Source organism: Amycolatopsis sp. NPDC031561, from assembly GCF_055580625.1.
In genome coordinates this window covers 38,143-64,965 of the sequence record NZ_JBVILA010000025.1, presented here as the reverse complement: position 1 = coordinate 64,965, position 26,823 = coordinate 38,143, and the positions used below count along the sequence as shown (strand labels likewise).

The 26,823-nt window shown below is 68.3% G+C and carries 29 protein-coding genes and 1 tRNA gene; 14 read left to right on the top strand and 16 right to left on the bottom strand.

All coding sequences use genetic code 11. The features are described 5' to 3' along the window. Window positions 1-53: 53 nt before the first annotated feature. Window positions 54-887, bottom strand: coding sequence for an alpha/beta fold hydrolase (locus ACZ5IK_RS35720; protein ID WP_101611246.1), 834 nt, complete (start codon window positions 885-887; stop codon window positions 54-56). A gap of 43 nt (window positions 888-930) precedes the next feature. On the opposite strand from ACZ5IK_RS35720, the gene ACZ5IK_RS35715 reads away from it, so the two are divergent. Next, window positions 931-1,197 (top strand): hypothetical protein, encoded by a 267-nt coding sequence (locus tag ACZ5IK_RS35715; RefSeq protein WP_465491701.1) that lies wholly within the window; start codon window positions 931-933, stop codon window positions 1,195-1,197. A gap of 54 nt (window positions 1,198-1,251) precedes the next feature. Here the strand turns inward: ACZ5IK_RS35715 and dusB are convergent, their stop codons facing one another. Further along, complete coding sequence (gene dusB / locus ACZ5IK_RS35710; RefSeq protein WP_410666129.1) at window positions 1,252-2,397, bottom strand: tRNA dihydrouridine synthase DusB; 1,146 nt, start codon at window positions 2,395-2,397, stop codon at window positions 1,252-1,254. Between the two features lie 122 nt (window positions 2,398-2,519). Between dusB and ACZ5IK_RS35705 the strand changes: the two genes are divergently transcribed. Next, entirely contained in the window at window positions 2,520-3,017 is a 498-nt protein-coding gene (locus tag ACZ5IK_RS35705; protein WP_465491700.1) for a hypothetical protein, read from the top strand. A 155-nt stretch (window positions 3,018-3,172) separates the two neighbouring features. On the opposite strand, the gene ACZ5IK_RS35700 is transcribed toward ACZ5IK_RS35705, so the two are convergent. Next, window positions 3,173-3,562: a hypothetical protein gene (locus tag ACZ5IK_RS35700; protein WP_465491699.1), complete on the bottom strand. Its 390-nt coding sequence runs from the start codon at window positions 3,560-3,562 to the stop codon at window positions 3,173-3,175. Then, entirely contained in the window at window positions 3,547-3,747 is a 201-nt protein-coding gene (locus ACZ5IK_RS35695; RefSeq protein ID WP_465491698.1) for a hypothetical protein, read from the bottom strand. The genes ACZ5IK_RS35700 and ACZ5IK_RS35695 overlap by 16 nt, the downstream gene beginning before the upstream one ends. A gap of 145 nt (window positions 3,748-3,892) precedes the next feature. Here ACZ5IK_RS35695 and uppS point away from each other — a divergent pair, with 145 nt between their 5' ends. The 3 genes from uppS (at window position 3,893) to ACZ5IK_RS35680 (ending at window position 7,206) form a co-directional block, all read left to right on the top strand. After that, a complete protein-coding gene (gene uppS / locus ACZ5IK_RS35690) occupies window positions 3,893-4,651 on the top strand; it encodes a polyprenyl diphosphate synthase (RefSeq protein ID WP_465491697.1) in 759 nt (252 codons plus the stop codon). A 72-nt stretch (window positions 4,652-4,723) separates the two neighbouring features. Beyond that, window positions 4,724-6,760: a DUF2339 domain-containing protein gene (locus ACZ5IK_RS35685; protein ID WP_465491696.1), complete on the top strand. Its 2,037-nt coding sequence runs from the start codon at window positions 4,724-4,726 to the stop codon at window positions 6,758-6,760. Window positions 6,761-6,804: 44 nt separating this feature from the next. After that, window positions 6,805-7,206, top strand: a complete 402-nt coding sequence (locus ACZ5IK_RS35680) for a TIGR03667 family PPOX class F420-dependent oxidoreductase (RefSeq protein WP_101611241.1) — start codon at window positions 6,805-6,807, stop codon at window positions 7,204-7,206. A gap of 9 nt (window positions 7,207-7,215) precedes the next feature. Here the strand turns inward: ACZ5IK_RS35680 and ACZ5IK_RS35675 are convergent, their stop codons facing one another. After that, window positions 7,216-7,770, bottom strand: a complete 555-nt coding sequence (locus ACZ5IK_RS35675; RefSeq protein WP_465491695.1) for a superoxide dismutase — start codon at window positions 7,768-7,770, stop codon at window positions 7,216-7,218. A 135-nt stretch (window positions 7,771-7,905) separates the two neighbouring features. Between ACZ5IK_RS35675 and ACZ5IK_RS35670 the strand changes: the two genes are divergently transcribed. Then, on the top strand, window positions 7,906-8,868 hold the full coding sequence (locus ACZ5IK_RS35670) for a DMT family transporter (protein ID WP_465491694.1): 963 nt from the start codon (window positions 7,906-7,908) through the stop codon (window positions 8,866-8,868). Continuing rightward, window positions 8,813-9,277: a DUF6328 family protein gene (locus ACZ5IK_RS35665; RefSeq protein ID WP_465491693.1), complete on the top strand. Its 465-nt coding sequence runs from the start codon at window positions 8,813-8,815 to the stop codon at window positions 9,275-9,277. The genes ACZ5IK_RS35670 and ACZ5IK_RS35665 overlap by 56 nt, the downstream gene beginning before the upstream one ends. Here the strand turns inward: ACZ5IK_RS35665 and ACZ5IK_RS35660 are convergent, their stop codons facing one another. Continuing rightward, window positions 9,278-9,823 carry a hypothetical protein gene (locus ACZ5IK_RS35660; RefSeq protein ID WP_465491692.1) on the bottom strand — a complete coding sequence of 182 codons (546 nt, stop codon included), beginning with the start codon at window positions 9,821-9,823 and terminating at the stop codon, window positions 9,278-9,280. 77 nt (window positions 9,824-9,900) lie between these two features. Between ACZ5IK_RS35660 and ACZ5IK_RS35655 the strand changes: the two genes are divergently transcribed. Together ACZ5IK_RS35655 and helR are read left to right on the top strand one after the other, a co-directional pair. Then, a complete protein-coding gene (locus ACZ5IK_RS35655; protein ID WP_465491691.1) occupies window positions 9,901-11,715 on the top strand; it encodes a LamG-like jellyroll fold domain-containing protein in 1,815 nt (604 codons plus the stop codon). 187 nt (window positions 11,716-11,902) lie between these two features. Then, the gene (gene helR / locus ACZ5IK_RS35650) at window positions 11,903-14,107 is read left to right on the top strand and encodes an RNA polymerase recycling motor ATPase HelR (protein WP_465491690.1); all 2,205 of its coding nucleotides are present in this window, start codon (window positions 11,903-11,905) and stop codon (window positions 14,105-14,107) included. Window positions 14,108-14,185: 78 nt separating this feature from the next. On the opposite strand, the gene ACZ5IK_RS35645 is transcribed toward helR, so the two are convergent. The 7 genes from ACZ5IK_RS35645 to ACZ5IK_RS35615 form a co-directional block, all read right to left on the bottom strand. Continuing rightward, a complete protein-coding gene (locus ACZ5IK_RS35645) occupies window positions 14,186-14,680 on the bottom strand; it encodes an Lrp/AsnC family transcriptional regulator (RefSeq protein WP_465491689.1) in 495 nt (164 codons plus the stop codon). A gap of 168 nt (window positions 14,681-14,848) precedes the next feature. Further along, entirely contained in the window at window positions 14,849-16,192 is a 1,344-nt protein-coding gene (gene lysA, locus ACZ5IK_RS35640; RefSeq protein WP_465491688.1) for a diaminopimelate decarboxylase, read from the bottom strand. A 157-nt stretch (window positions 16,193-16,349) separates the two neighbouring features. After that, a complete protein-coding gene (locus ACZ5IK_RS35635) occupies window positions 16,350-16,508 on the bottom strand; it encodes a DUF6307 family protein (RefSeq protein WP_168214436.1) in 159 nt (52 codons plus the stop codon). 9 nt (window positions 16,509-16,517) lie between these two features. Continuing rightward, window positions 16,518-16,697, bottom strand: coding sequence for an RGCVC family protein (locus ACZ5IK_RS35630; RefSeq protein WP_101611232.1), 180 nt, complete (start codon window positions 16,695-16,697; stop codon window positions 16,518-16,520). Continuing rightward, on the bottom strand, window positions 16,694-17,722 hold the full coding sequence (locus ACZ5IK_RS35625; protein ID WP_465491687.1) for a fatty acid desaturase family protein: 1,029 nt from the start codon (window positions 17,720-17,722) through the stop codon (window positions 16,694-16,696). The genes ACZ5IK_RS35630 and ACZ5IK_RS35625 overlap by 4 nt, the downstream gene beginning before the upstream one ends. A gap of 510 nt (window positions 17,723-18,232) precedes the next feature. Next, window positions 18,233-18,703 (bottom strand): heme-degrading domain-containing protein, encoded by a 471-nt coding sequence (locus tag ACZ5IK_RS35620; RefSeq protein WP_465491686.1) that lies wholly within the window; start codon window positions 18,701-18,703, stop codon window positions 18,233-18,235. Between the two features lie 33 nt (window positions 18,704-18,736). Beyond that, window positions 18,737-19,966 (bottom strand): M20 metallopeptidase family protein, encoded by a 1,230-nt coding sequence (locus ACZ5IK_RS35615; protein ID WP_465491685.1) that lies wholly within the window; start codon window positions 19,964-19,966, stop codon window positions 18,737-18,739. A 76-nt stretch (window positions 19,967-20,042) separates the two neighbouring features. Here ACZ5IK_RS35615 and ACZ5IK_RS35610 point away from each other — a divergent pair, with 76 nt between their 5' ends. The 3 genes from ACZ5IK_RS35610 to ACZ5IK_RS35600 all read left to right on the top strand — a co-directional run bounded on the left by ACZ5IK_RS35610 (window position 20,043) and on the right by ACZ5IK_RS35600 (window position 21,292). Further along, complete coding sequence (locus ACZ5IK_RS35610; protein ID WP_465491684.1) at window positions 20,043-20,525, top strand: tRNA adenosine deaminase-associated protein; 483 nt, start codon at window positions 20,043-20,045, stop codon at window positions 20,523-20,525. A gap of 23 nt (window positions 20,526-20,548) precedes the next feature. Beyond that, on the top strand, window positions 20,549-21,001 hold the full coding sequence (locus tag ACZ5IK_RS35605; RefSeq protein ID WP_465491759.1) for a nucleoside deaminase: 453 nt from the start codon (window positions 20,549-20,551) through the stop codon (window positions 20,999-21,001). An 84-nt stretch (window positions 21,002-21,085) separates the two neighbouring features. Further along, on the top strand, window positions 21,086-21,292 hold the full coding sequence (locus ACZ5IK_RS35600; RefSeq protein WP_465491683.1) for a CsbD family protein: 207 nt from the start codon (window positions 21,086-21,088) through the stop codon (window positions 21,290-21,292). Window positions 21,293-21,338: 46 nt separating this feature from the next. On the opposite strand, the gene ACZ5IK_RS35595 is transcribed toward ACZ5IK_RS35600, so the two are convergent. Both ACZ5IK_RS35595 and ACZ5IK_RS35590 read right to left on the bottom strand, forming a co-directional pair. Beyond that, a tRNA-Ser gene (locus ACZ5IK_RS35595) sits at window positions 21,339-21,426 on the bottom strand. Window positions 21,427-21,468: 42 nt separating this feature from the next. Beyond that, entirely contained in the window at window positions 21,469-22,023 is a 555-nt protein-coding gene (locus ACZ5IK_RS35590; protein ID WP_101611224.1) for a DUF305 domain-containing protein, read from the bottom strand. 93 nt (window positions 22,024-22,116) lie between these two features. Here ACZ5IK_RS35590 and ACZ5IK_RS35585 point away from each other — a divergent pair, with 93 nt between their 5' ends. Further along, window positions 22,117-22,563, top strand: a complete 447-nt coding sequence (locus tag ACZ5IK_RS35585) for a limonene-1,2-epoxide hydrolase family protein (protein ID WP_410604877.1) — start codon at window positions 22,117-22,119, stop codon at window positions 22,561-22,563. 234 nt (window positions 22,564-22,797) lie between these two features. Here the strand turns inward: ACZ5IK_RS35585 and ACZ5IK_RS35580 are convergent, their stop codons facing one another. Further along, on the bottom strand, window positions 22,798-24,120 hold the full coding sequence (locus ACZ5IK_RS35580) for a BNR-4 repeat-containing protein (protein ID WP_465491682.1): 1,323 nt from the start codon (window positions 24,118-24,120) through the stop codon (window positions 22,798-22,800). A gap of 194 nt (window positions 24,121-24,314) precedes the next feature. Here ACZ5IK_RS35580 and ACZ5IK_RS35575 point away from each other — a divergent pair, with 194 nt between their 5' ends. Beyond that, window positions 24,315-26,801, top strand: a complete 2,487-nt coding sequence (locus ACZ5IK_RS35575; RefSeq protein ID WP_465491681.1) for an endonuclease/exonuclease/phosphatase family protein — start codon at window positions 24,315-24,317, stop codon at window positions 26,799-26,801. The last annotated feature ends 22 nt before the right edge of the window (window positions 26,802-26,823 follow it).

The following is a 26,823-nucleotide window of genomic DNA, read 5'->3' as shown; positions in this document are numbered from 1 at the left end:
CCACTGAACCAGCAGGCTCGCTGTAACCGGTACCGCGACCAGAGTTACCCCTGTTAGTGGGACGAGAGGTGCTCCACTAGCAAAGAAGTGACGGCCTCGGGTGCCTCTTCCACCACCCAGTGGGAGGCGTCCTCGATCATCTCGAAGCGGTACGGGCCGGTGACGCGGTTCGCGGTGTCGAGCGCGGCCGTCGAGCCGAAGGCGGCGTCCTCGGTGCTCCAGATGTAGAGCGTCGGGACCTCGATCGGCCCGATCTTCCCGCCGGGACGACCGGCGCGGTACCAGTTGAGCGCCGCTGTCAGCGCGCCCGGTTCGGACAGTCGCCGGACGTACTCGTCAATCTTGCTCGGCGACACCTTCCAGTCGAAGATGCGGCGCAGCGCGTCGGCGTTGTTCTCGAGCATCCGCCGTTCGGTGACGCGGGTCTGCCGCCACTCGGTCATGTACCCCGAACGGAGATGCTGGTCCTCGTCGGTCTTCATGGCCTCCGCCAGCGCCGCCGGATGTGGCGTCGAAACGACGGCGAGACTGCGGAGCCTGCCGGGATGCGCGTCGGCCGTCCACCACGCGACGGCGCCGCCCCAATCGTGCCCGACGAGGTCGAATTCGTTCCACCCCAAACGATCTGCGATCGCGAGGACATCACCGACGAGTTCGTCGATACCGTATTCGGACGCCTGTTCCGGCCGGACGTCCGGCGAGTAGCCGCGCTGATCCGGTGCCACCGCGCGATATCCGAGTACGCCGAGCGTCGCGACCTGGTGCTCCCATTCGACCGCGGCCTCGGGAAAACCGTGCAGCAGCAGGACGGGGCGGCCGTCTTCGGGGCCGGCCGCGATGGCGTCGAAGGTACCGGCCGCGGTCGGGATGCTCAGCTGCTCGATCACGACGACGACTTTACGGGGGCGGTTTCGGGCGACCGGTGAGGGATTGACGGCGCGTGTCCGATTCCCTTCCGTCGCGCTCGCGGGCGGACTCGGTGTCACCACGGCGAATGTCGCGGTGGCCGAAGGAACACCTGTTTCGGTCGCCGGGGTCTGTGACGGAAATCCCGGGTGTCAGCTCGGGCCGTTCTCGACCCTGAGCAGTTGTCAGATCGAACAGAGCAACATGGCCCGGTACTACACGATCACCATGCGGTGCTTCGAGGTCGACCACGACCAGTGGAAGTTCGCCTACAAGACCAGGGGCACCTGAGTCGTGAACGAAGACGCTCCCGCCCGCACGACCGGCGGGAGCGTTTTTCGTTGCCTAACCCCCCGAGTGCATGTCCTCGGCCTCGGGGACGCAGTCGTCGTCCGGATCGTCGAGCCAGCCGTGCGGCAGCGTGACCTTGCCCGGCGATCCCTGCCGCCCGCGCGGACCGGTGGCCGCGCTGGGGAACGGCGCGTCGTGGTCGAGCTGGGCGATCAAGTCGTCGAGCTGGTCCAAACTGGACAGCATCGCGAAACCGCGGCGAAGTTCGGAGCCGACCGGGAAACCCATGAAGTACCAAGCCATGTGCTTGCGGATGTCGCGCATGGCCTTGTCGTGGCCGTCGTGTTCGACGAGCAGTTCCGTGTGGCGGCGCAGCACCTTGGCGACTTCGCCGAGATTCGGCGGCGTGGGCTGCGCGCGCCCGGCGAAGGCGGCTTCCAGCTCGCCGAACAGCCACGGCCTGCCCAGGCAGCCTCGCCCGACCACGACACCGTCGCAGCCGGTTTCGTCGACCATGCGCAGCGCGTCCTCGGCCGAGAAGATGTCGCCGTTGCCGAGCACCGGGATGCTGGTGACCGCTTCTTTGAGCGCGGCGATCTTCGTCCAGTCGGCCTGCCCGGAGTAGCGCTGCGCGGCGGTGCGCGCGTGGAGACTGACCGCCGCCGCGCCCTCGGCCTCGGCGATGCGCCCGGCGTCGAGGTACGTCAGGTGGTCGTCGTCGATGCCCACGCGGAACTTGACCGTGAACGGCACGCCCGCCTCGGCCGCGGCCTTCGCCGACTCGCGCACGATGTCGGCGAACAGCTTGCGCTTGAACGGCAACGCCGCGCCGCCACCCTTGCGCGTCACCTTCGCCACCGGGCAGCCGAAGTTGCTGTCGATGTGGTCGGCGAGACCCTCGCCGGTGATGATGCGGACGGCTTCGGCCATCGTCTTGGGGTCGACCCCGTAAAGCTGCATGGACCTGGGCTTTTCGTTCTCGCCGAAGGTCATCATGTGCATGGTGCCGGGGTGGCGCTCGACCACCGCGCGGGCGGTGATCATCTCGCAGACGTAGATGCCCGCGCCGTACTCCTGGCACAGCTGCCGGAAGGCGACGTTGGTGATGCCCGCCATGGGAGCGAGCACGACCGGCGGATCGACCTCGTAGGGGCCGATCTTCAGGCTGGGCTTGCTCAGGGTGGCTGTCACGTCCTCCATTGTCGCCTGTGGTGTCTGTCACGTCGATCAGGGTCGGTGGTAGGCCGATCAGGTGAGTGCACGGGACGAAATCCGGAGGTCGTCATCGTCCGGCATGATGTGAGGCCATGGGGAGATCGAAGTTGACCATTGCCGCCGAGGTGGCGGGGATCGGCGCCTTACTTATCGCGGTCACGGCACTCATTGTCGTCGTCTTTTTTGACACCGGCGTCAAAATGCCGTGGAGTGGGGACGCTCAGCCGACCTCGAGCACAGTCTCGACCTCAGTGTCTTCCAGTCCGATTTCGACTCCCCAGCAGGCTTCTCCGGTTGGGGCGAACCCGGCCACTCGGGCCTCGGCCCGCGACGAGTTCTGGACTAGCACGCTTGGTCTCGTCTTCGCGGCCATCGGGGCGTTCTTCGCCATGATGGCAGCGACCACGGTCGTCTCCTGGCTGCTGGACAGGCTCTTCATCGTCAGCGCCTCGCTCGGCAGCGTCACTGTCTTCACGCCGGCCGCGAGCGCCCTTTACTTGTGGTATTTCTGGCCGTTCTTGTCCTCCACCGGAGTCACCTTCTTCTTGATCGGTATGGTCCTGGCCGCATTTCCCTGGGCCTTCGCCCTGGAAACGTGGATCTAGTGGCTTCGGCGCATCATCGGCAAGTTCCCGCGCTGTTTCGAAGGTCCGGAAGGCTGCCGATCGCGTGCGCCGCACGCGGGCGCCCGAAGTCGGCAATAAAGCCGCGAGGATCCTCGGAGATCGGCTTCACTGCTTTGCCGACGGCCGTCTGGATGTCAGGACGACTTCGCCAGCTGGCTGACTCGCTGGAACGACATGCCGAGAACTTCGCCGGCTTCACGTTGTGAAATCCCGAGGGCCAGCAGCTCTTGAACCGCCGCACGGTGTTCGGCCGCCGCCTCCGCCTGCTTGCGCTGGGCTTCCTCACGCAGGACTTCGGCGCGGGCCTGGTGATCTGTCACCGAATTCGGAAGGTGTACTTCTAGGTGCAGGTCGTAATCGTCGCTACTGATCTTCTCCATGATCTCGATGAGCTCGCTCGCCATCGTCACCACGTCCTTGTAGCGGAGTGCCTGTGTCGAACGGTCGATCTCGCGAACACGGATGAGCCAGAACCTGCCATCACGGGTGACTTCAGCGTGATAGGTCTTCACTTCTTCCACCATCCTTTCCCGAGGACGTCCTCGCACTCCTTGAAAATTTCTACGGCGAAGACCTCTCCCAGCTCGGTATGGCGTGGAATGGGGATCACCACACCGTTCAGGGTGTAGATGGTGTGGTTGGCGCCTTCGCGCTCCAGGCTCCACGCCGCGTGTTGCCTCCTGGCGGCGACCGCGATCTTCTTGATCACCTCTCGTCTCTTCATCAGAGTATGTCTAGGCGCGGGTAGACGCAACCGTCAATAGGGGGCTAGACGGTTCGCGGCATGTAGTGAAGTTCTTCCGGTTCTTGCTGGCGCGCAACGGAAATGCCGCGATTTCGGTAACTTCGCTTCCATGAGCGTCCGGACCAGACTCGACGACCTCTACGCACGGAGACTCCGCAACCGCCTTCTCCAAGGGCCGTTGCCCCGGCACATCGGCGTGATCATCGACGGCAACCGTCGCTGGGCTCGGCAGTTGGGCTTCAAGGACGTCCGTGAAGGTCACCGGCATGGCGCTCAGCACATCGCCAGGTTGATGACGTGGTGCGAAGGCCTCGGCATCGGGCACGTGACGGTGTACCTCGCCTCGGTCGACAACCTGGCGAAGCGCGCGTCACCGGAGATGACGTTCTTGATGCAGGTCATCGAGGACGTCGTCCGTGACCGGCTCACCGCGCCGGGCGCGAACTGGCGCGTCGCGCCGGTGGGGCGTCTCGACATGTTGCCGTCGTCCACGGTCGAGGTACTGAAGCGGGCTGAAGAGGACACTCGTGGCGCGACAGGGCCTGAGCTGACCCTCGCGATCGGGTACGGGAGCCGCGAGGAGATCATCGACGCCGTCCGTGACGTCGTGCTCGAAGGGGCGGCGGACGGTAAAAGCCTCGCCGAGATCGCCGAGAACGTTTCGGTGGAGGCCCTGTCCTCGCATCTGTACACGGCGGGCAGTCCCGAGCCGGACCTGATCATCCGGACCAGCGGTGAGGTACGCCTGTCCGGATTCCTGCTGTGGCAGGCCAAGGATTCCCAGCTGTACTTCTCCGACGTCAATTGGCCGGGCTTCCGGTACATCGACCTCTTGCGGGCCCTCCGGGTGTGGGCCAGATCGCGATGATCTTGCAGGTCGCGACCACATCGTCATCACGATTGAGTAGTGCTACGGATCCCGCGGCGGCCCTGAAGCCGCATGCTGTTCGCCATGACCACCGATGGGGATGTGCTCCTCAGGCTCGCCGGGGAGATCGACGACCTTGGGGCCCGCCTCGCGCGGGTCGGTACGGAGCTGCGGACCGCCCGGTCCGAAGCGGAACCGACGCACGAAGAGGCGCCTGACCAGGCGCCCAAGGAGCAGGCGCCCCGGGAGCGGGCCGAGCAGCAGGCTCCGGCGCCGCCCGAGCAGCAGGCTCCGGCGCCGCCCGAGCAGCAGGCTCCGGCGCCGCCCGAGCAGCCCGCCGAGCCGCAAACCTCACCGCAGGCCGCCCAGGCCCAGCACCAACCGCAGGTACCCCACCAGACCCAGCCGCCTCAGCCCCAGATCCCGCAGCAGCCGTACCCGCGCTACTTCACGCACCCGCAGCACCCCCAGTACCAGGCCCAGTACCAGCAGGCCCAGTACGCGCAGTGGCAGCAGCAGAACCGCCAGCAGTACCCGCAGCCGCCGCAGCAGCCGTACCGCCCGTACCAGCCGGTCCCGAGGACCACGCTGTCCGAGAAGCTGAGCAAGGAGGGCGCCGGCAGCAGGCTGCTGGCCTGGGTCGGCGGCGCGGTCACGTTGCTCGGCATCGTGCTGTTCCTCGTGCTCGCCGTCCAGCGCGGCTGGTTCGGACCGCTGCCGCGGGTGATCGGGGGCGCCGTCCTCGGCCTGACACTCGTCGGGATCGGCCTGAAGCTGCACCGCACCCCGGCGGGCCGCACCGGCGCGTTCGCGCTCGCCGCGACCGGGATCGGGGCGTTGTACCTCGACGCCATCGCCGCGACGACGATGTACGAGTACCTCCCGGCCTACGCCGGTCTCGCGATCGGGCTCCTGATCGCGGTCGGCGGGTTGCTGCTGGCCGTGCGGTGGAAGACGTCGCTGCTCGCGACGGCCGTCGTGCTCGGCTGTGTGGTCTGCGCGCCGCTGATCACGCAGGGTTTCACCCCCGAACTGGTCGCGTTCCTGTTGGTGGTCCAGGTCGCCTCGACGCCGGTGCAGCTGCGCCAGTCGTGGCCGTCGGTCGCGGTCGCCGCCGGGATCCCGCCGCTGGTCGCGTCGATCTTCAGCACGGCGTTCACCGGCTTCGGCGGCAGCATCGCCAACACCGCCGCCGCGCTGGCCGCGGGTGCCGTGGGTCTCGCGCTCGCCTTGATCGTCACCACCAAGCGTCCGGGTGACGCCGCCGCGCTCGCCCTGCTCGCCGTCGCGCCGGCGCCGTCGCTGCTCGCCGCGCTGTTCCTGCCGAAGACGTTGGCCGTGCTCGTCACCGCGTCGGTCGCGCTGGTGCTGCTGGGCGTGTGGGCGGCGGGCCAGTGGCTCAACGGCTGGACCGGCGACCTCGCGGGCGCCGCTGGGCTTCTCGCGGCCCTGCAGACGACGATGACGCTCTTCGACGGCAGCGCCCGATCGGCGATCCTGATCGGCGAAGGGGTCTTGCTGGCCCTGGTCGCGTTGTGGACGAAGAAGCACGTCGCGCTCTTCGGCGGGCTGGGCTTCGCAGTCATCGGCGGGTTCATCGCGCTCGCCTTCGACGTTCCGCCGACGCTCTTCTTCTTGATCAGGAACCGGCCGGACGCCGACCTCGCCGCCGCCCTGCTGGTCGCCGTCGCGATCGTGGCCGTCTCGATCACGCTTCCGTGGGTCGCACACCGGCTCGGGCTGTTCAAGACCGCGTCGGAGAACGTGGTGCCGTGGCTCTTCGCCGGGGTCTGCGCGCTCTACGGCGCCGGCGCGATGGTCCTGTGCGGTGCGCTGCTGGCCGTCCCCGGCCGCTCGGGTTTCCTGGTCGGCCACGTGGTGATCACGGTGTCCTGGACGGTCGCCGCGCTCGTGCTGCTCATCCGCGGCATCTCGGTGGTCGGCCTGCGGGTGACCGGTCTGGTGCTGGTCGGCGCGGCGGTGCTGAAGCTGGTCCTGTTCGACCTCTCCGCGCTCGACGGCCTCGCCAGGGTCGCGGCCTTCCTCCTCGCCGGCCTGGTGCTGCTCGGCGCCGGGACGCGCTACGCCAAGCTCGTCGCGTCTCGCTGAGGCGGACACGGAAGAAATACCGGCGGGTCGTGGTTGGTCGGTTCATGACCTACCAACCCGACCCGCGCCTCGCCGAGCGGGCGAAGGAGAGCGTCGCCTGGCTGACCACCATCAGCCCGAAGGGCAGGCCTTCGCCTCGCCCGGTGTGGTTCGTGCTCGACGGCGAAGACATCGTCATCTTCAGCCGGCCGGACACCGCGAAGACCCGGCACATCGAAGCCAACCCCGAAGTCAGCCTCCACTTCAACAGCGACGAGCACGGCGGCTCGATCCTGGTGATCGGCGGCAAGGCCGAGATCCTGCCGGACGGTGTCGCGTCGGAGCAGCCTGGCTTCCTCGGCAAGTACGAGAAGCACTACCCCGCGCTCGACTACGACACCCCGAAGTTCGACAGGGAGTACAACGTCCGGATCAGGATCCGGCCGGAGCGCACCTGGGGGTTCTAGAAAACACGGCTAGAAGTCGACCGTCACGCACGCCAGCCGTGCGCCCGCCGTCCCGGCGTGACCCGGGTCGGTGTGCGTATGCGTTTCGTGGATCACGATCGACTTGGCCCGCCGGGCGTCGAACGTCCAGTCCACTTTGGACACGGAGGCGCCGCGCCCGGAGGCGTCGGTGGTGAGGTCGAGCCAGATCTCGTTGCGGGGGTTGGCATAGGCGGGATCCACCGACGGCTTCACCGGGTCTTCGACGTTCTGGTGGTGCGGGCCCGCGAGGTCTCCGGTGGCACCGCACGGTTTCGTGTGCGCGTGCGCGCCGTATTCACGGTTGGGCAGCAGGCCGGTCACGAGGACCGCGGTCGAGGTGCCGTAAGCCTTCGAGGTCAACCCGAAGACGTGCGCGCGGGCACCGGGCGGGACCAATTCCGGTTTGTAGACCGTGAGGCCGCTCTTGGCGGTGATGACGTGCACCCGGGAACCGGGGGCGGCGGCGGTGGCGGGCCCGGCGCCGGAGGTGAAGGCCAAGGCGGCGGCGGACAGGACAAGGGTGACCAAGGGGACAGGGCGCATGCGCCCTGCTTAGTCCGCAAGACATCGGGCACGCCAGAGCGGTCACTCGGTCGGGCGATCATTCTCAAACTATGAGCACAGTGCGCGCGCCAGCGTCCGTTGAGGGCGGCGGCGGGGGCATGGATGGAAGGGTAAGTGAGTACTAATCCTCCGGATCGCACCTGGCTGGTCGCGGTCGCGGCCGCACTTTGGGGCACGGACGGACTTCTGCGGCTTCCGCTCGCCGAAGCGCTCCCCGCGGCCACCGTCGTTTTCTGGGAGCACTTGCTGGTGGTGCTCGTGTTGAGCCCCCTCATCCCGGGCGCCGTCCGCGCGCTGCGCCGGGTCGGACCGCGGGAGTGGCTGGCCGTGCTCGCCATCGGCGGCGGTTCCTCCGCGCTCGCGACGGCGATGTTCACCGCGGCCTTCAAACTGGGCGACCCCGTGACACCGTTGGTGCTCCAGAAGCTTCAGCCGGTTTTCGCCGTTCTGGCGGCGTATTTCGTCCTCCGCGAGCGGGTCCGCCCCGGATACGCCTTCTTTGCGATCCCGGCGCTGTTGGGTGCGTGGCTGCTGGCGTTCAAGGATCCGCTGAACATCCAGGTCGCCGCGGCGAAGGCGGCGCTGCTGGCGATCGGCGCGGCGGCGTTGTGGGCGGCGGGAACGGTGCTCGGCCGGATGCTCTCCACCGAGCTGGCGCCGAAGGAGGTCACCACGTTGCGCTTCACCGTCGGGCTCCCGGTCGCGGCGGGGATCGTGGCGTTCCAGGGCGGCGGGTTCGCGGTCGGCTGGGACAACGCGCTCGGCCTCGTCCTGCTCGCGCTGGTTCCCGGTCTGCTGGCGCTGAGCCTGTACTACGTGGGCCTGCGGTCGACTCCCGCCGCCAGGGCGACGTTGGCGGAGCTGGCCTTCCCTGTCACGGCGGCCGTTATCGGCGTATCGTTCCTGAACGCGCATTTGTCCGGTACGCAGTGGTTCGGTCTCGCCGTCGTGGTCGTATCGGTGACTTCGCTCGGCTGGCATGAAAAAGTCAGGCGTCAACCGATGGTCTTGGAGCCGCCGCATGGTCGAGCACACCGGAGAGACGAAGAACGAGCGCCTGACCCGCAACGTCAATGAACTCCTGCAGGAGCTCCGGGTCGCTCAGGCCGGTGTCCAGATCCTCTTCGGGTTCCTGCTCACGGTGGTGTTCACCGACGAGTTCCACGAGGCGAGCGGGTTCGAGAAATCCGTTCACCTGGTGGCCGTCCTGCTCACGGTCTGCTCGACGGTGCTGCTGACGGCGCCGGCCGCGTGGCACCGGCTGCTGTTCCGCACCGGGAACCGTGAGCGGATCCTGATCTTCGGCAACCGGTCCGTCCTGGCCGGGCTCGGCTGTCTCGCGGCCGCGATCAGCACGACCGTCGCGCTCATCGCCAAGGTCGTCTACGGCCCGATCGCGATGACGATCCTCGGCGCGGTGACGGCGGTGCTGTTCGTCGTCATGTGGTTCGTCGTGCCGAAGCTGATCGGCCGGAACGGCGACTGATCAGCTCCGAGTGCGAACCGGGGTGTCGTCCGGCAGGCCGAACGCGGCGGCCGACACCGTCTTCGGGTCGTCCGGGCTCGCGCCGTGGATCACCCGGCGAGCGCCGATCCACGAGAACATCGCCTTGACCGAAGGCGAGTAGCCCGCCCCGTCCTCCGCGAGTTTCCGGTCGAGCACGCGGTACCCGGACGGCGTGCGCTCGACGAGGTAGACCATCGGCTGCCGCCGGAATCCGCTGCCGACGACGAGCCCGCCGCCTTCTTTCGTGACCTCGTCGCAGCTCGCGACCAAGCCGATCTTGACGCGCTCGCCGTCCGGCCGGGTCTCGATCACCTTCTGCGTGCACACCCAGCGGACGTCCGGGAAGCCCGTGCTCGCGAGCGTTCCCGCCCAGAGCTTCGCGCGCAGATGCTCTTCGATCGGCGGCAGCGCCTCCCGGGCGACGGCGTCGTCCACCGCGGGCATCTCGTCCACGATCCACCAGGTGGCCGCGGCCACCACCACACCGACCCCGGCGAGTACGGGCCAGCGTTTGACGTTCCCCATGAGACGAAGCTACCGAGCGGAGCAAGTGTTCATCCGCGGTTCGAGACGCGTTGCCCGTGCGAACGTAGGTTGCGGCCGTGAACGACTCCTCCAGACGGACCTTCCTGCGCGGCGCGGGCCTGCTCGGCGCCGGTGCGGCGGTGTCCGCGTTGCCCGCGCTCGGTGCCCCGGCGGCCTCCGCGTCCTTCGGGCATCACGGCCCGGACGCCGAAGACGCTTGCTTCACCCTCGCGGTCCTGCCCGACACCCAGTACCTCTTCGACGCCGACCGCGGTGACCCCGCGCCACTGGACGCCACGCTGCGCCACGTCACCGGCGGCGACGAGAACATCGTGTTCCTGGCGCATCTCGGCGACCTCACCGAGAACGGGCAGCAGGGCGAGTTCGACCAGATCAGCCGGTCTTTCCAGCATCTCGACCGCCGCCGGTTCCCGTACAGCACGCTGGCGGGCAACCACGACATCAAGTCCTCGACCGACGACCAGCGCGGCCGCACGCCGTACCTCGACGCGTTCGGCCCGCAGCGGCAACGCGGTTCGCGGACCTTCCGCGGCGCGAGCCCGGACGGCTACAACAGCCACCACGTCTTCCGGGCCGGCGGGCGCGAGTGGCTGCTGCTCGCGCTCGACTGGCGGCCGTCGGCGGGCGGGCTGGAGTGGGCGCGGTCGGTGCTCGCGCGGAACCCGCGGCTTCCGGCCATCCTGACCATCCATGAATTGGTATGGGCCGACGAGGCGGGGCAGGCTCAGCTTTCCGAGTTCGGGCAGAAGGTCTGGGACGAGCTGATCGACGGGAACGACCAGATCTTCCTGACGCTCAACGGGCACTACTGGCCGCCGGGCCGCGCGGTGAAGCGCAACAAGGCGGGCAACGACGTCCATCTGCACATCACCAACTACCAGGACCGCTACTACGGCGGCAGCGCGATGATCCGGCTCTACCGGTTCGACCTCACGCGGAACGTGATCGACGTCCGCACGGTCTCGCCGTGGCTCGCCGAGCAGGCGCCGAGGCTGAACGAGTTGCAGCGGCAGGAAATCGAACGCACCGGCCCGGCGGACTACTTCAGCCTGGAGGTCGACTTCGACACGAGGTTCGCCGGTTTCGCGCCGGTCCCGGTCCCGCCCGCGCGGCCTGCCGAACGGCAGCTCATCCGCGGGACCGTGGCGTACTGGCGGTTCGAAGGCCGTGACGGCGCACCGGTCGACAGCGTCCGCGACCTGTCCGGCAGGGGCAACGACCTGGTCCGGGTGTCCCTGCCCGGCAGTGCCGCGGGCGCGCTGCGGTTCTCCGGTGAGTTCTCCGGGCGGCAGCCGTCGAGGTCGAGCCTCCGGTTCGACGGCGGCAAGAAACCGGCTCGCGGGGCGTATCTGCGCACGGCGGACTCCGCGCCGATGAACGCGGAGGCGTTCGCGCGCGGCTACACCGTCGAGGCGTTCGTGAAGCTGCCCGAGGATTTCAAGGACGGCGGCCACGCGTGGGCCGCGATCTTCGGCAGGCAGGGTTCCGGCGGGAAGGCGGGGAAGACCGGCGACGATCCCGGCGAGCCCGCGGCCACACTGTCCCTTTCGGACGGTGCGGCGTTCCAGTGGGCGGTGTTCCCGGTGAACCAGAACGGGATCTCCACCTGCTGGGGCCACGAACTGGCGTTGAAGGAATGGATCCACGTCGCCGCCGTCAACGACGGCAGGCGGACGACGCTTTACGTCGACGGGTGTCCGGTGTTGCGGAATCCGAAGACGACGGCGGCGGGGATCGCGAATCCCGGTGGCTCCTGGCTGATCGGCGCCTACGCCTACGACTCGATCGTCGAGCAGGCGTTCCACGGCTGGCTGGGCGACGTCCGCGTGGTAGGGCGGGCGCTGGAACCCCGCGAGTTCATGCTCGGCTGAGTGGTTCGAGGCAACGCGGATCGTGCGCGGTAATGGCGGGCTGTGGTTCCCATTGTCGCGCACGATCATTTCCGGAGTGATACCGGGTCCCTCTTGACAGATGGTGGACAATAAAAAATCGGCGCCTGATCAGGAATGCTGATCTGAACGCCGAATACCTGAGTAGTCTAAACGCTGTGAGGGGAACTTGTCAAATCAGGGGTACGACGAGGAATTGCGATCCGAACGGGAGTACATCGCGTCGCTCTACGAGCGGCTGGACACCGAACGCACGCGGGTGGGCGAGGCGTATGCCGGTGCGCTGCGGGGAGAAGGCTTCGCGCTGTCCGACCGGGAAGTCTCCGTCAGCACGAAAGCCCGCGAGATGGCCAGGCTGAAGGTCGCCGACGACGGCCTTTGTTTCGGCCGTTTGGACGCCCTTTCGGGAGGGCGTACGTACGTCGGCCGGGTCGGCCTTTTCGACGAACGGAACGACTACGAACCTTTGGTGCTGGATTGGCGGGCACCGGCGTCGCGCGCGTTCTACTGCGCGACCGGCGCGTCCCCCGAAGGAATGGCGCGACGCCGTCAGTTCCGCACCCTCGGCCGTAAGGTCCTCGATTTCACCGACGAGGTCTTCGGCCGTCCGGATCCGGCGGGGGAACGGGGTGACGTCGCGCTGCTGGCCGCGGTCAACGCGCCGCGCGGCGAGGGGATGCGGGACATCGTCGCGACCATCCAGGCGGAGCAGGACGAGATCATCCGGCTGGACCACGCGGGCGTCCTCGTGGTGGAGGGCGGCCCCGGCACCGGCAAGACCGCGGTGGCGCTGCACCGCGTGGCGTACCTGCTGTACACGAAGCGGGAGCGCATGGAACGCCGCGGCGTGCTCGTCGTCGGGCCGAGCAGTGGCTTCCTCGACCACATCGGCCGAGTCCTGCCGTCGCTCGGCGAGACCAGTGCCGTCTTCACGACGCCGGGAGGCCTCGTCCCCGGCCTGCGCACCGAACGCGAGGACCCGCCGCCGGTACAGCGGCTCAAGGGCTCACTGGCGATCCTGGACGTGCTCGCGGCGGCGGTGCGGGACCGGCAGGAACTGCCCTCCGAACCGGAGCCGATCGAACTCGACGACGTCACCGTGCCGCTCGACGCCGAGATCGCGGCGGCCGCGCGCGAGGTGGCCAGGGACAGCGGCCTTCTGCACAACGAGGCGAAGGCCGTCTTCGAGCGCGAGGTGATCACCGCGCTCGCGGCGCGCGCGGTCGACCGGATCGGGGCGGGCTGGCTGCCGGTGGACGACGGGCACACCCGCCCGGAGATGCTGAAGAACGTCCGGCGCGATCTGGAAGGCAGCGTGGGGCTCGGTACGGTGCTCGACCGTCTGTGGCCGGTACTGACGCCGCAACGGCTGCTGGCCGGCCTCTACGCCTCGCCGGAGCGGTTGCGGGCGGCAGGGGCCGACCCGGCGCTGTTCCGCGAGGACGCGGCCGTGTGGACGGTGTCCGACGTGCCCCTGCTGGACGAGGCCGTCGAACTGCTCGGCTGGGACCGCACGGCCGAGCGGCGGGCGGAGGAGCGACGGCAGCTGGCACAGAAGGAGTACGCCGAGCGGGTGCTGGAACTCATCGAGGTCGAAGAGGATCACGACGACTACGAGTTCGCGCTCCGGCCGACCGATGTGCTGAAGGCCGAGGACCTGGCGGAGCGGTTCGCGAAACGCGACGATCGGGATCTGGCCGAACGCGCCGCCGCCGACCGGGAATGGACCTACGGGCACGTCGTCGTCGACGAGGCGCAGGAACTGTCCGAAATGGACTGGCGGGTCCTGATGCGGCGGTGCCCCAGCCGGTCTTTCACCGTGGTCGGGGATCTCGCGCAGCGCCGGTCGCCGTCCGGCGCGCGGTCGTGGGACGCGATGCTCTCCCGGTACGTCGCCGACCGCTGGGTGTACCGGAAGCTGACCGTCAACTACCGGACGCCGTCGGAGATCATGGCGGTGGCGGCTTCGCTGCTGGGGAGTTTCGCCCCTGATGTCGTTCCGCCGGAATCCGTGCGTTCGTGCGGTGTCCGGCCGTGGGCCCGTCGACTGTCCGAAGTGGACATCGAAGACGCCGTCGCGGAGTTCACCCGCGAGGAATCGGGGCGGGAGGGGACGTCCGTGGTCATCGGGCCGCCGGGGGTGTCGGGAGCGATCGCGCCCTCCGCGGCCAAGGGGCTGGAGTACGACGCCGTCCTGGTGGTGGAGCCGGAGCGGATCCTCGCGGAAGGCCCGAGCGGCGAGGCGGAACTGTACGTCGCGCTGACGCGGGCGACGCAGCGGCTCGGGGTGCTGTACAGCGGTTCGCTGCCGAAGGTCCTCCGCGGTCTCGAATCCGGACGGCGGACTCCGGACGCGTATCTGCGTTGCGTCTAGCCTTCCGCGCGTGCAAGGAAAGGCCCGTTCCTTGCGAAATTTGCAAGTAACGGGCCTTTCATCGCACTGAGCCGCGGGCTACCGGGTCAGGTTGCCCCAGGCGTATGTCTGTTTTGCGAGTTTCAGGTAGATCAGGGTTTCGGTGCTGATGACACCCGGGATGGGCCGGATGTCGTCGTTCAGCACACTCAAGAGGTGTTCGTCGTCCCGGCAGGCGATCTCGGCGAGCAGATCGAAGCTTCCGGCCGTGAGCACGACGTAATGGACGTCCGGCAACCCGGAGAGCTGATCGGAAACAGCTCGCGGATCGCCTTGGACTCTGATCCCGACCATCGCCTGACGGCCGAGCCCGACATTCGCCGGATCCGTGACCGCGACGATCTGCATCGTCTCGTCCCGCAGCAGCCGTTGGACGCGCTGCCGTACGGCGCCCTCCGACAGTCCGACGGCCTTGGCCAGCGCTGTGAACGAGGCCCGCCCGTCGACTTGCAGTAGAGCGATCAGAGTGCGATCGGTATTGTCCAAACCTCTAGGTGTGCGCTGCTCCATCTGCGCGCGTGGTTCGTCACCCATGCCGTCCCTCCCTTTGTTTCGGCATGCGATTCTTGTCGCGCAGCGTATCGATCAATGTCCAGAATGCTACCGCCGTTAAGTTGTTTGTCGCGATTCTCTTTCTCGGAGCCGTCGCGCGAAGGATTCTGTCGCACGACAGGGAGGGCGCCGAGGTTTTCGGAAGGCGCGTCAGCCGAGGTCGCGTTTCAGCAGGTCTTCCTCGGTTTCGCGCCGGACGAGCAGGGTCGCGGTGCCGTTCGAGACGCCGACGACCGGCGGCCTGCCGACGAGGTTGTAATTCGAGGCGAGCGAGTGGTGGTATGCCCCGGTGCACGGGACGGCCAGCAGGTCGCCGGGGTGGACGTCGTCGGGCAGTGAGAGCCCGTCGGCGAGGATGTCACCCGATTCGCAGTGCCGCCCGACCACCGTCATCGGCCGCCTGGCCGCGCGGCTGCGCCTGCCGATCAGGCGTGCGGTGTACGCCGCCCCGTAGAGCGCGGGCCGCGCGTTGTCGCTCATCCCGCCGTCGACGGCGACGAACGTGCGCGAACCGCGTTTCACCGCGCAGACCCGGTACACGGTGATGCCCGCCTGGCCGACGATCGCGCGGCCGGGTTCGATCGTCAGTTTCGGCAGCGGGAAGGCGCGCGACGTGCATTCGTAGGCGAGTGCGACACGCAGACGCCGGACATAACCGTCGATGTCGAAACCGGTGTCCCCCGGCAGATAGCGGACGGCGTGCCCGCCGCCGAGGTCCAGTTCCCGCAGGGTGACGCCGTGGGTCTCGCGGAGCCCGGCGAGCACCCCGACCATCTTGCGGGCGGCCTGTTCGTAGAAGTCCACACGCGACACCTGTGAACCGATGTGGCAGTGCAGCCCGGCCAGGCGGAGCCCCGGTTGCGCGAGGACGGCGGAGACGGCTCGTCCGAGGTTGTCGCGGACTTCTTCGCGCAGTGAGAAGCCGAACTTCTGCCCTTCGGTGCCGGTGGTGATCGCCGCGTGCGTGCCGGCGGCGACGTCGGGTGTCACGCGGATCAGCACCTGCTGCGCGCCGGTGGCGAGCGCCCCGAGCTGCTCGATCTCGTCGAGCGAGTCCACCACGATCCGGCGGACGCCGTAGGACAGCGCGGCCTTGAGGTCTTCGGGGGTTTTCGCGTTGCCGTGCAGCAGGATCCGCTCGGCGGGGAAACCGATCGACCGCGCGACGGCGATCTCGCCCGCCGAGCAGGTGTCGAGTGAAAGCCCTTCCTCGGCGACCCAGCGCAGGACCGCGCGAGTGCACAGCGCCTTGCTCGCGTACGCCACCTCGGCGTCGGGGAGGGCCCGGCGGTACGCGCGGGCGTTCTGCCGGACCTCGTCCTCGTCGAGCAGATACGCCGGTGTCCCGAACCTCGCGGCGAGGTGGGACACCGGCGCACCGGCGAACAGCAGTTCCCCGCCCGGTCCGAGCTTGGTGCTCCGGGGCCAGACGCCGGGTTCGAGATGGTCGGCGGCCTCGCAGCCGAGGCTGGGAAGGAGCTCGCTGAGCGTCACGGTTACCTCCGCGTCGATCGGTCAGTGCTCTGCAAGCACAACTCCGATCGGCCCGGCCCGGCCGCTTCGCCAACACCTCCCTGACGCCTTCCGGGGTGTCACTGACGCGTTGTTAACGCGCGAGTAACCCCGACCACAGTGGATCAGGAGGCCAGTGTCAGCGGACCGGCTCCGGGACGGTGTCGAGCGCCCGCACCATGTGCACGGCCAGTGAGAACGCCGCCTCGTTGTCGAGTTCGGTGTGCTCGTTGACGATCTTCTTCACGGTGTCGACCCGGATCTCGTAGCGGGAGACGGGGACGGTGTCGGCGTTCATGGCGATCCTCTATTCGGTTGTTTCGGGTTTCGTGGCGCAGGTGCAACCGCGGCTGAAGCCGCCGGCCGCGGTCGCGGTGCAGAAGCGCCGGGCGATCGCGTCGTGCGCGGACATCGGATGCGGGCAGTTCGGGCAGCGGTCGTCGGCGGCGGGTTCCTCCACGACGCCGAGGGAGCGGGAGGCGGTCATCGCGCGACCGCCGTCGCCGATGCGCGCAACGGGGCGCCGACCTCGTGCAGATGTTTGAGGACGTACCCGTAGGAGGCGGCCCAGCCGCACTGCGCGTAGTCGATGCCGTGCTTCTCGCAGAACTCCCGCACGATCACCTGCGCGTGCTTGAGGTTCGGCCGCGCCATGCTCGGGAAGAGGTGGTGCTCGATCTGGTAGTTGAGCCCGCCGAGGGCGAAGTCCACCACCGGCCCGCCGCGCACGTTGCGCGAGGTGAGCACCTGCTTGCGCAGGAAGTCGAGCTTGTGACCGGCCGACAGCGTCGGCATGCCCTTGTGGTTCGGGGCGAACGAGCAGCCCATGTACACACCCCAGAGGCCTTGGTGCACGGCGATGAAGACGAAGCCGACGCCGGGCGAGAGGACCACGAACACGGCCGTCAGGTACGCCGCGACGTGGGCGAGCATCAGTGCCGCCTCGAGCTTCCGGCGTTTGAAGCCGCGCTGGAACATCGCGGTCACGCTCGACGCGTGCAGGTTCAGGCCTTCCAGCAACAGCAGCGGGAAGAACAGGAACGCCTGGTATTTCGCCATCCAGCGCAGGAAACCACGCCGCTCGGTGCCCTGCGCCTTGGTGAAGATGAGCGCGGCGAGGTTGACGTCCGGATCCTCGTCCTCGTGGTTCGGGTTGGCGTGGTGGCGGGTGTGCGTGCCGATCCACCAGCCGTAGCTGAGCCCGGTCAGTCCGCCGTGGACGAATCCGGTGACGTCGTTCGCCTTTCGGCCGCGGAAGATCTGCTTGTGTCCCGCGTCGTGGCCGATGAAGGACAGCTGCGTGAACATCATCGCGAAGAACGCGGCGAGGAACAGCTGCCACCACGAGTCGCCCAAGTGCGCGAACGCGACCCAGCCGCCCGCGAAAGCGAGCAGGTTCAAGGAGATCTTCACCGCGTAGTACACGCGCCTGCGTTTGAGCAGGCCGGCGTCGATGACCAATTTGGACAGTTCGGCGAAGTCGCTGCCCTGCCTCGTCTGTGTGGAGGTCATGGGAGATCACACCGTTCTGGTTCTCGTGAAAGTGGGCAAATCCAGCAACGGGTTCAGAACACCGAAGGGGTCCGGTTCGGCCGAGAAGGGCACTGGTACCACAACACGCCACGGACGCTCCGTGGTCTTCTTCAAGCGTCCCATGCGAGCGGGGCGGAAGCAATTCACCAAATCAGCACGATCTGGCGTACAGTCAAGGACATCGAGGGAAACTTCCCCCGGTTCCGTCCGGTCGCGAGGTTCGACCGGGGACAGGAGCACCGGCCAGACATCGTTTCCCTCGCGTTCATGGTCCCGCCGGCTTTGACCGGTGAGCAGCCGCCCGCCGCGCTCCACCGCGCGCCCCGAGGCGCCCATAAGGGCCAAGCCGCGATCGTCGATGGCCACGACCTCTGACCTGTCACCGTGTGCGCGCCCGCCCTCGGCGGGCGCGCACACGGTCAGAAACTTTTCTTTGCAGGCAATGTTTTTCGGGCATTGCCCCGATCCAGTTCGCCCCTGAGTATCCACTTAGGACAGTGCGGCGAGGAAGACCTCCAGTTGCTCGACGACGAACGCGTGGTCGTCGGCCTGAGGCAGTCCCGAGACGCCCACCGTGCCCACGGGGCCCACGCCGTCGACGATCACCGGGAAGACGCCGCCGTGCGCGGCGTACCGGTCCGGGTCGAGGCGAGAGTCGGCTTCGAACGTCGTGCCCTTCGCGCGGAACCGCTCGCCGACGAGGAACGAGCTGTGCCCGTAGCGGTCGACGACGCGGCTCTTGCGGTCGATCCACGCGTCGTTGTCGGCCGAGGTGCCCGGCAACGCCGCGTGGAACAGCCGCTGCCCGCCGCGGCGGACGGAGACCGTCACCGGGAGGGCGCGGTCCCGTGCCGCCGTGAGCAGGTGGATGCCCAGCTTCAGCGCGGTCTCGTTGTCGAACCGGCTGAAGACCAGGCGCTCCTCCTGCGTGGCCAGGACGGCCAGGGTGTCATCGCTCATGACGCCCATTAAATCAACACTGTTGTGTAATAGCTACCGGAGTGCGTCCAGGGCGAAGGCGGCGTACATCGCGACGCCGTTGGCCATGGCGTCCTCGTCGAAGACCACGCGGTTCGAGTGGTTCGCCTCCACCGTGGCCAGGTCGGCATCGGGCGGGCAGGCGCCGAGGAAGGCGAAGGTGCCCGGAACGCGTTGCAGGACATAGGAGAAGTCCTCCGCGCCCATCACCGGGTTCTCCATGAGCTCGGCGTTGCGGGCACCGAGCACCTCGGCCGCCAGTTCCAGCACCCGCCCCGCGACCTGCGGATCGTTGACGGTGACCGGGTAGCCGGGGACGACTTCGGCACTCACGCGGACGCCGTGCGCGGCACCGATCGCCTCGCACACCTTCGGCAGTTCCTCGCGCACGAACGCCAGCGTCCGCTCGGACAGCGTCCGGATCGTGCCCTCCAGGAACGCCGTCTCCGGGATGATGTTCGTCGTCGTCCCGGCCTCGAGCCGGGTCACCGAGACCACCGCGGGCTCGAACACGCTGACCCTGCGGGTCACCATCGTCTGCAGCGCGGTGACGATCGCCGCCGCCGCGGGCACCGGGTCGATCGCCTGATGCGGCGCCGAACCGTGGCCGCCCCGGCCGGTGACCTTCACGTGGAAGCTGTTCGCCGACGCCATGATCGGACCCGGCCGCGTCTGCACGATGCCGGACTCGACCTGGGTGAAGATGTGCAGGCCGAACGCCTTTTCGACGCGTTCGCCCGCGGCTTCGAGCACGCCCTCGTGAATCATGTGGCGCGCGCCGTGCTGGCCCTCTTCGCCCGGCTGGAACATGAACACCACCGAACCGGCCAGCTCGGCGGCGTGCTCGCTGAGCAGCCGCGCCGCTGACGCCAGCATCGCGACGTGGGTGTCGTGCCCGCAGGCGTGCATCACGCCGTCGTCGTCGGAGGCGAAGTCGAGGCCGGTGTCCTCCTGGAGCGGCAGCGCGTCCATGTCGCCGCGGAGAAGGATCGCCGGACCGGGTTTCCCGCCCCGGAGGACGGCGGTCAGCGAGGTGGTCGATTTGCCCTCGGTGATCTCCAGTGGCAGGCCCTCGAGGGCCGCCTTGATCGAGGCCTGGGTCTTCGGCAGGTGGAGGCCGAGCTCCGGATTCCGGTGGATCTCCCGGCGAAGCTCTACGGTTTTCGTTTGGAGCGCGCGGGCTTCGGCCAGCAAACCGGCGAAGCGCGCATCGGGGAGGGTGGGCAGGTCGGTGGGTCCGGTCATGTCTCGATAGTGGCGCATGCGGCGCTTCGGGTGCACCGTGCGTGCGTTCCGAATGCGGGCGGAATACGGTGTGCGCATGGCGGTGCAAGAGCCGATCACGGGGTTCGCGGTGGCCGTGGTGCGGGAGGACGGTCGGTGGCGGTGCAGCTCCCTTGATCCAGGGGCACTCGCCGAACTCGACGCTGCGATCACGGAGCTCGGCAAACTGCGTTCCACGGGTGCCTCCTTCGGGCTGCTGGCGATCGACGACGAGTTCTTCGTGATCGTCCGGCCGAGTCCCAGAGGGCCCTCACTGCTGCTGTCCGACGCCGCGGCGGCGCTCGACTACGACATCGCCGCGGACGTCCTCGACGTGCTGAGAGTCGATCCACCGGACGAGGACGACGAGGCGGTCTGGCCCGAAGGCGACCTGGAGATCCTGTCCGATCTCGGCTTGCCGGGGGCCGAACTCCAGGTGATCGTCGGCGAGGTCGACCTCTATCCCGACGAACAACTCCAGATGGTCGCGCAGCGGTGTGGATTCGCCGCCGAGTTCACCAAGATCCTGGACGAGATCTGAGCCCCTCCGCCTCCGCCGCCGACATCGCCGCCGTCCAGGCGGCGATCGCGGCGGCGCGGGGTGCGGGCGACGACGTGCCGATCGGCGCCGTCGTCCTGTCCCCGGACGGGACCCCGCTCGCCTCCGCGCGCAACGCCCGTGAAGAACTGGGTGACCCGACGGCGCACGCGGAGATCCTCGCGTTGCGGGCCGCGTCCGAGATCTACGGTGACGGCTGGCGGCTCGAGGGCTGCACGCTCGCGGTGACGCTGGAGCCGTGCACGATGTGCGCCGGCGCTCTCGTGATGGCCCGGGTCGCGAAGCTCGTCTTCGGCGCCTGGGAGCCCAAGACGGGGGCTGTGGGGTCGCTGTGGGACGTCGTCCGCGACCGGCGGCTCAGCCACCGCGCGGAGGTCGTCGGAGGCGTGCTGGAGTCCGAGTGCGCGGCCCTGCTCGAAGACTTCTTCCACGGGCAGCGGGGTAACCGCACCGGGTGACAGATGTGTCGGTTCCCGCTCTGCGGGTACTCCAAGATCACGCGGCCGCAAACGGTGGCCGCAGTCGAAGGAGGAACGTCCGCCATGAGCGTTTTCGACAAGGCGAAGGACAAGGCCGAGCAGGCCATCGGCGCCGCCAAGGAGAAGCTCGGCGAGAAGACCGGCAACCAGGACCTCGAGAACTCCGGCCGGGCCGACCAGACCGAAGGTCAGGTCAAGGAGGCCGGGCACGATCTTCGCGACCGCGCGGAAGGCGGCGTGCAGGACCTCAAGGACAAGTTCAACAAGTAGGCCACACGCAGAAGAGCCGGTCTCCGTGGAGACCGGCTCTTCGCTGCGGTGGCGGTGGGATTTGAACCCACGGACGGTTATTAGCCGTCACACGATTTCGAGTCGTGCTCCTTCGGCCGCTCGGACACGCCACCGCCGAGAACAATACCGGAGGGCCTTCCCGGCCTCGCAGGGGGTCAAGGAAGCTGCGCGGTGATCTCGTCGATCGCCGCCGTCTGGTTCTCGACGATCTCCTGTGCCAGCGCCTTCGTCTCGGCGTGCTCGCCCGACGACAGCACGGTTTTGGCCATCGTGACGCCGTTGCGCAGGTGCTCGGCCATCAGCGGGAGCCACGTCTTGTCGAACTCGGCGCCGGTCAGGTTCTGCAGCGAGGCGACCTGCCCGGCGGTGATCATCCCCGGCATCGAGTGTCCCGCGTGGCCCGCCGCGGGCAGTACGGCCGCGTTCCATGACTGCAACCAGCCGGTCATCGTCTGGACCTCGGCCGATTCGGCTTTGATGATCTTGGCCGCGGTGGCCTTCACATACTCGGAAGCCGACCGTTCCGAGGCCAGGTTCGCGACCTGGATCGACTGCTGGTGATGCGGGACCATCTGCTGGGAGAACGTGATGTCGGCCTGGTTGGCGCCAGGGGCGTTCGGTGCCGCCGGTGCGGCGCCCGTGGCCGTCGAGCAGCCCGCGAGCACCCAGACGACCAGCCCGAACAGTGCCATCGGCAGTCGTCGTCGCATCGATACCTCCGTAGTCGTGGGGAATCCGGCCCTCCGCTCTGTGATACGGCTGTGACCTTCCGGCGGTTCAAAATCGGATTAGCCTCGGTAGGCATGACGGATCCGAAGACCGTGGTGACCGGTTTCCTTCAGGCTCTCGAAGAGCTCGACATCGACCGCGCGCTGAGCTTCGTGGCGATCGACATCGTCTACCAGAACGTCCCGCTTCCCCCGGCCCGTGGCCTCTCGGCGGTGGAGAAGCAGCTGCGCACCATGGCCCGCTACGGCAGCGGGTTCGAGGCGCGCACCCACCACATCGCCGCCGACGGCCCGATCGTGCTCACCGAGCGCACCGACGTCCTCCGGCGCGGTTCGTGGGAGGCGGAGTTCTGGGTGTGCGGCACGTTCGAGGTGCGCGACGGCCGGATCGTGCTGTGGCGCGACTACTTCGACTGGACGACGTTCCTGGCCGCGAGCGCGAAGGGCGCGGGCAAGGCCGCCGTCGCCGGGGCGAAGTCGCTCATCGGCAAGTACCGGGCGCGGCAGGAGCTCGAGCGCTGAAGGTCGGGCGGAAATGACACACCGCCGGTGTACGGGCTCCGTCCTCCCCAGACGGGTCCCGTGCACCGGCGGTGCACCCCCAGTTCCCCCCGCTCGCCCTCCCCGGCGAGCGTCTGAAAGCTTTGGCGATGTGAGGAAGGACTGTGCCCTCGCTCACATCGCCAAAGGTAACTCCGGAATTGCCGGGTTGTCCCCGGACTTGAGGTTCATTTAAGGCAGGGAAACCCCAATGGGCTATTTGCGCGGCGTTCCCGCCACATAAATGTCACCGTCGGCCACGGCGACGTCACGCGCGCTGGACGCGCCGGTCGCCAGAATGCGGGCGGGGTCCCGGAAACCGGTGATCACCTCGACGCGCTGGACCGGTTTCGGTGTGGTGATCAAGGTTTCGGGCTTCCAGACGCGTCCGTTCTCGAGCAAGAACGTTTCGATGTTCGGCCGTCCGTCCCGGGTTCCGTAAACGCGCCAAGTGCCGCCATTGAGCTGTTCGATCTCGCGCAATCGGAGTCCGTTCGCGACTTCGCGCACTTCCCAGTCCCGGCCGTTCCACGCGCCCGCGAAATCGCGCGGCGAGCCCGCGACGTCGAACTGGAACCAGGTGACGAACGGCTTGCCGTCGCGCTGCGTGCCGACCTGCAGGATGTAGTCCGGCGACTTGAGCCCGCCGGGGAGTTCGAGCGGGGTTTCGGCGACCTTGAGGTACCGCTCCTGCTCGGCGTCGTCGACCTGGGTGCCGAGGTCGCGGCCCGCCGCGGAATGGAAGCGCAGGGTGCGGACGTCGAACGACAGGTAGTAGACGTTCCGGTGGTAGACGTCGTGTTTGTGCTGCGCCGGCCCGCCGCCGGCGAGCGTGTAGACGAACTGGATCCGCCCGGACGACGGCAGGTACCGCAGCTGGCCGACGTAGACCTCGTCCATGTGGTCGGCCCGGCCCAGCGAGCCGAACGCCCACTGCTTCCCGGTCAGCTGCACGGAGTTCTTCCAGGTCTTCCCGTTGTCGCGGGAGACGATGTACTTCATCGGGCGGAAGTCGCTGTTCGCGGTGGGATCGAGCTCGTTCGTCGTCTCGCGGTAGAACATGAACAGCGTGCCGTCGGCGGTCTTGACCGGCATCGGGTAGCTCGCCGAGTCGCCCTGGGGAACCTCGATGTCGGTCCAGGTGCCTTCGAGGGAATGGGCGCGCGGCGCGCGGCTGATCACGGTGCGCGTGTTGTGCATGCCGCGGAAGATCAGCAGGTGGCCGTCGCCGGCGAGCAGCATCGTCGGGTAGTTGTGCGGATCGGACTCGCCGTCGGCGATCTTCTTCGGCGCGGTCCAGCCACCGGTCCGGTGGTCGTAGGCCTGGACGTGGGTGTCCGCGGCCTTGCCCGACCACGAGATGAAGGTCTTGCGCGCGACGGGGTCGTACACACCGCCCGCGTTCGGCCGCCGGTCGGTGCGGGACGCGACCGTGCTCGCCGGGGTCATCACCTCGAACTCGGCCTCCGCCGCCTCGGAAACCGGGGTCACGAGACCGGCCGCGAGGAGTGGGATGAGCGCGCAAAGAAGTCCGCGCATGAAGACGCCTCCTGTGTGTGGCAGGCGGCGGATCTCGATCCTCTCACGTGAGAACACGGCAAAACCAGCCCTGAAAACGACGAAGGTGTTAGTGCGACCGGCCCAGCGGTGACGAATCGTTGTCTCGTCGTCTTCCTCATTTCACTTGTTCGGGGGAGTATTCCTCGACCGATCTTGCGAAGAGGGGACTCAGCGTGACCACATCCCGCCGTGCTGCCAGGAGACGGGCCCTGACCGTGGCCGTCACCTCCGGCCTGGTCGTGAGCGGTGCTGCCATCACAGCCGCTCCGGCCGCGCTCGCCGCGCCCAGCGCCGACGCCGTGATCGCCGAGGTCTACGGCGGTGGCGGCAACTCGGGTGCGACGCTGAGCAACGACTTCATCGAACTCGCCAACCGCGGCGCGGCGGCCGTGAGCCTCGACGGCTTCAGCGTCCAGTACGCGCCCGCGTCGGGGAACAGCTGGCAGGTCACGCCGCTGACCGGAAGTGTCGCGCCGGGCGCGCGGTACCTGGTCGCGGAGGCGAAGGGCGCGGGCGGCACCGTGGCCCTCCCGACGCCGGACGCCACCGGGACGATCCCGCTGTCCGCCACGGCGGGCACCATCGCGCTCGTCCAGGGCACCACCGCGCTGACCTGCAAGACCGCCGCCGACTGCGCGGCCGACACCCGGATCAAGGACCTGGTCGGCTTCGGCCCGGCCGCGGTCATCCGCGAGGGGGTGGCGGCACCCGCGCCGTCCAACACCGCGTCCGTCGCCAGGGGCACGGCGCTCGCGGACACCGACGACAACGCCGCCGACTTCACCCCCGGCGCGCCCACCCCGACCAACGGCAAGGGTGAGACGCCGGGTGAGACCGGCCCGCCGCCGGTGAACGCCAAGATCCACGAAATCCAGGGCACCACCCGGATCTCGCCGTTCAAGGACCTGAAGGTCGCCGGGGTCACCGGTGTCGTGACCGCGATCCGGAGCTTCGGTTCGGCTCGCGGGTTCTGGATCACCGACCCCGCGCCCGACGCCGACCCGCGCACCAGCGAGGGGCTGTTCGTCTTCACCGGCTCGACCACGCCCGCCGTGGCCGTGGGTGACGCCGTGACCGCCACCGGCACCATCCGCGAGTTCTACCCGGACGCGCCGGCGACCTCGCCGTACCAGTCGCTCACCGAGCTGACGAGTGCACAGTGGACGGTCGATTCGAGCGGGAACGCCCTGCCCGCCCCGACTGTCGTCACGCCGGACTCGGTCCCGGACACCGTCGCCCCCGCGCCGGGCGGCAGCATCGAGCCGCTTCCGCTGGAGCCCGCGAAGTACTCGCTGGACTTCTGGGAGACGCACGAGAGCGAGATCGTCAGCGTCTCCGACGCGCGCGTCGTCGGCCCGACGTCGTCGTTCAACGAGCTCTACGTGACCACCAAGCCGAAGCAGAACCCGAGCGTGCGCGGCGGCGCGGTGTACCTGGACTACGACCGGCTCAACACCGGCGTCCTCAAGGTCGCGTCGCTGATCCCGTTCGCCGAGGTGCCGTTCCCGAAGGTCAACACCGGCGACGTGCTCACCGGTGAGACCTCCGGCCCGGTCGAGTACAGCAACTTCGGCGGCTACACGCTGTTCGCGACGAAGCTGGGTGCCACCAAGGACAACGGGCTCAAGCGTGAGAGCACCCGCGCGCAGCGCAGCGGTGAGCTTTCGGTGGCCACCTACAACGTCGAGAACCTGTCCGCTTTGGACAGTGCGGAGAAGTTCGGCGAGCTGGCCAAGGCGATCGCCACCAACCTGGCGAAGCCGGACATCCTGAACCTGGAAGAGATCCAGGACAACAACGGGCCGGCCAACGACGGCACCGTCGTGGCGGACCAGACGCTGCAGAAGTTCGTCGACGCGATCGTCGCCGCCGGTGGCCCGCGCTACGAGTGGCGTCAGATCGACCCGGAGAACGGCAAGGACGGCGGCCAGCCGGGCGGCAACATCCGCGTCGGCTTCCTGTTCAACCCGGCTCGTGTGTCCTTTGTGGACCGCAAGGGCGGTGACGCGACCACCCCGGTCGGCGTGGTCAAGGAACGCGGCAAGACCCACCTGACCGTCTCGCCCGGCCGCGTCGACCCGGCCAACGAGGCGTGGGAGGCCAGCCGCAAGCCGCTCGTCGGAGAGTTCGTCTTCCAGGGCCGCACCGTGTTCGTCATCGCGAACCACTTCAACTCCAAGGGCGGCGACCAGCCGACCCACGGCCGCAACCAGCCGCCGGTCCGGAGTTCCGAGGTGCAGCGGGCCAAGCAGGCGACCGTGCTGCGCGGTTTCATCGACAAGGTGCTCGCGTCGGACAAGAACGCGAACATCGTCGTGGCCGGTGACCTGAACGACTACCCGTTCTCGCCCGCGGTGAAGACCCTGACGGCAGGCGGCGCGCTGAAGGACCTCATCGCGTCGCTGCCGGAGAACGAGCGGTACAGCTACGTTTTCGAGGGCCAGTCGCAGGTGCTCGACCACATCCTGGCGTCGAAGGCGCCGCGCGGGACCGACTACGACGTCGTCCACCTGAACGCGGAGTTCGCCCAGCAGGCGAGCGACCACGACCCGCAGGTGCTGCGGTTCCGGCCGAGCGCGGGCAACCCGGTCCAGGACGCGTTCTACGACCTGGCGGACTACCTGGAGAAGGTCCTCGGCCCTTACCTGCCGAAGCCCTGACCCCACGCGTTTAGTCCTCTAG

Bases quoted from the DNA above. Each gene is read 5' to 3' on its own strand.
- ACZ5IK_RS35685 (WP_465491696.1), top strand. From the start codon at position 4,724: ATGCTGTTCGCCATGACCACCGATGGGGATGTGCTCCTCAGGCTCGCC.
- ACZ5IK_RS35580 (WP_465491682.1), bottom strand. From the start codon at position 24,120: ATGCGCGGACTTCTTTGCGCGCTCATCCCACTCCTCGCGGCCGGTCTC.
- ACZ5IK_RS35700 (WP_465491699.1), bottom strand. From the start codon at position 3,562: ATGGTGGAAGAAGTGAAGACCTATCACGCTGAAGTCACCCGTGATGGC.
- uppS (WP_465491697.1), top strand. From the start codon at position 3,893: ATGAGCGTCCGGACCAGACTCGACGACCTCTACGCACGGAGACTCCGC.
- ACZ5IK_RS35645 (WP_465491689.1), bottom strand. From the start codon at position 14,680: ATGGGTGACGAACCACGCGCGCAGATGGAGCAGCGCACACCTAGAGGT.
- ACZ5IK_RS35590 (WP_101611224.1), bottom strand. From the start codon at position 22,023: ATGCGACGACGACTGCCGATGGCACTGTTCGGGCTGGTCGTCTGGGTG.
- ACZ5IK_RS35615 (WP_465491685.1), bottom strand. From the start codon at position 19,966: ATGACCGGACCCACCGACCTGCCCACCCTCCCCGATGCGCGCTTCGCC.
- ACZ5IK_RS35625 (WP_465491687.1), bottom strand. From the start codon at position 17,722: ATGACCTCCACACAGACGAGGCAGGGCAGCGACTTCGCCGAACTGTCC.
- ACZ5IK_RS35660 (WP_465491692.1), bottom strand. From the start codon at position 9,823: ATGGGGAACGTCAAACGCTGGCCCGTACTCGCCGGGGTCGGTGTGGTG.
- ACZ5IK_RS35620 (WP_465491686.1), bottom strand. From the start codon at position 18,703: ATGAGCGATGACACCCTGGCCGTCCTGGCCACGCAGGAGGAGCGCCTG.
- ACZ5IK_RS35680 (WP_101611241.1), top strand. From the start codon at position 6,805: ATGACCTACCAACCCGACCCGCGCCTCGCCGAGCGGGCGAAGGAGAGC.
- ACZ5IK_RS35610 (WP_465491684.1), top strand. From the start codon at position 20,043: ATGGCGGTGCAAGAGCCGATCACGGGGTTCGCGGTGGCCGTGGTGCGG.
- ACZ5IK_RS35585 (WP_410604877.1), top strand. From the start codon at position 22,117: ATGACGGATCCGAAGACCGTGGTGACCGGTTTCCTTCAGGCTCTCGAA.
- ACZ5IK_RS35630 (WP_101611232.1), bottom strand. From the start codon at position 16,697: ATGACCGCCTCCCGCTCCCTCGGCGTCGTGGAGGAACCCGCCGCCGAC.
- ACZ5IK_RS35600 (WP_465491683.1), top strand. From the start codon at position 21,086: ATGAGCGTTTTCGACAAGGCGAAGGACAAGGCCGAGCAGGCCATCGGC.
- dusB (WP_410666129.1), bottom strand. From the start codon at position 2,397: ATGGAGGACGTGACAGCCACCCTGAGCAAGCCCAGCCTGAAGATCGGC.
- ACZ5IK_RS35635 (WP_168214436.1), bottom strand. From the start codon at position 16,508: ATGAACGCCGACACCGTCCCCGTCTCCCGCTACGAGATCCGGGTCGAC.
- ACZ5IK_RS35675 (WP_465491695.1), bottom strand. From the start codon at position 7,770: ATGCGCCCTGTCCCCTTGGTCACCCTTGTCCTGTCCGCCGCCGCCTTG.
- ACZ5IK_RS35665 (WP_465491693.1), top strand. From the start codon at position 8,813: ATGGTCGAGCACACCGGAGAGACGAAGAACGAGCGCCTGACCCGCAAC.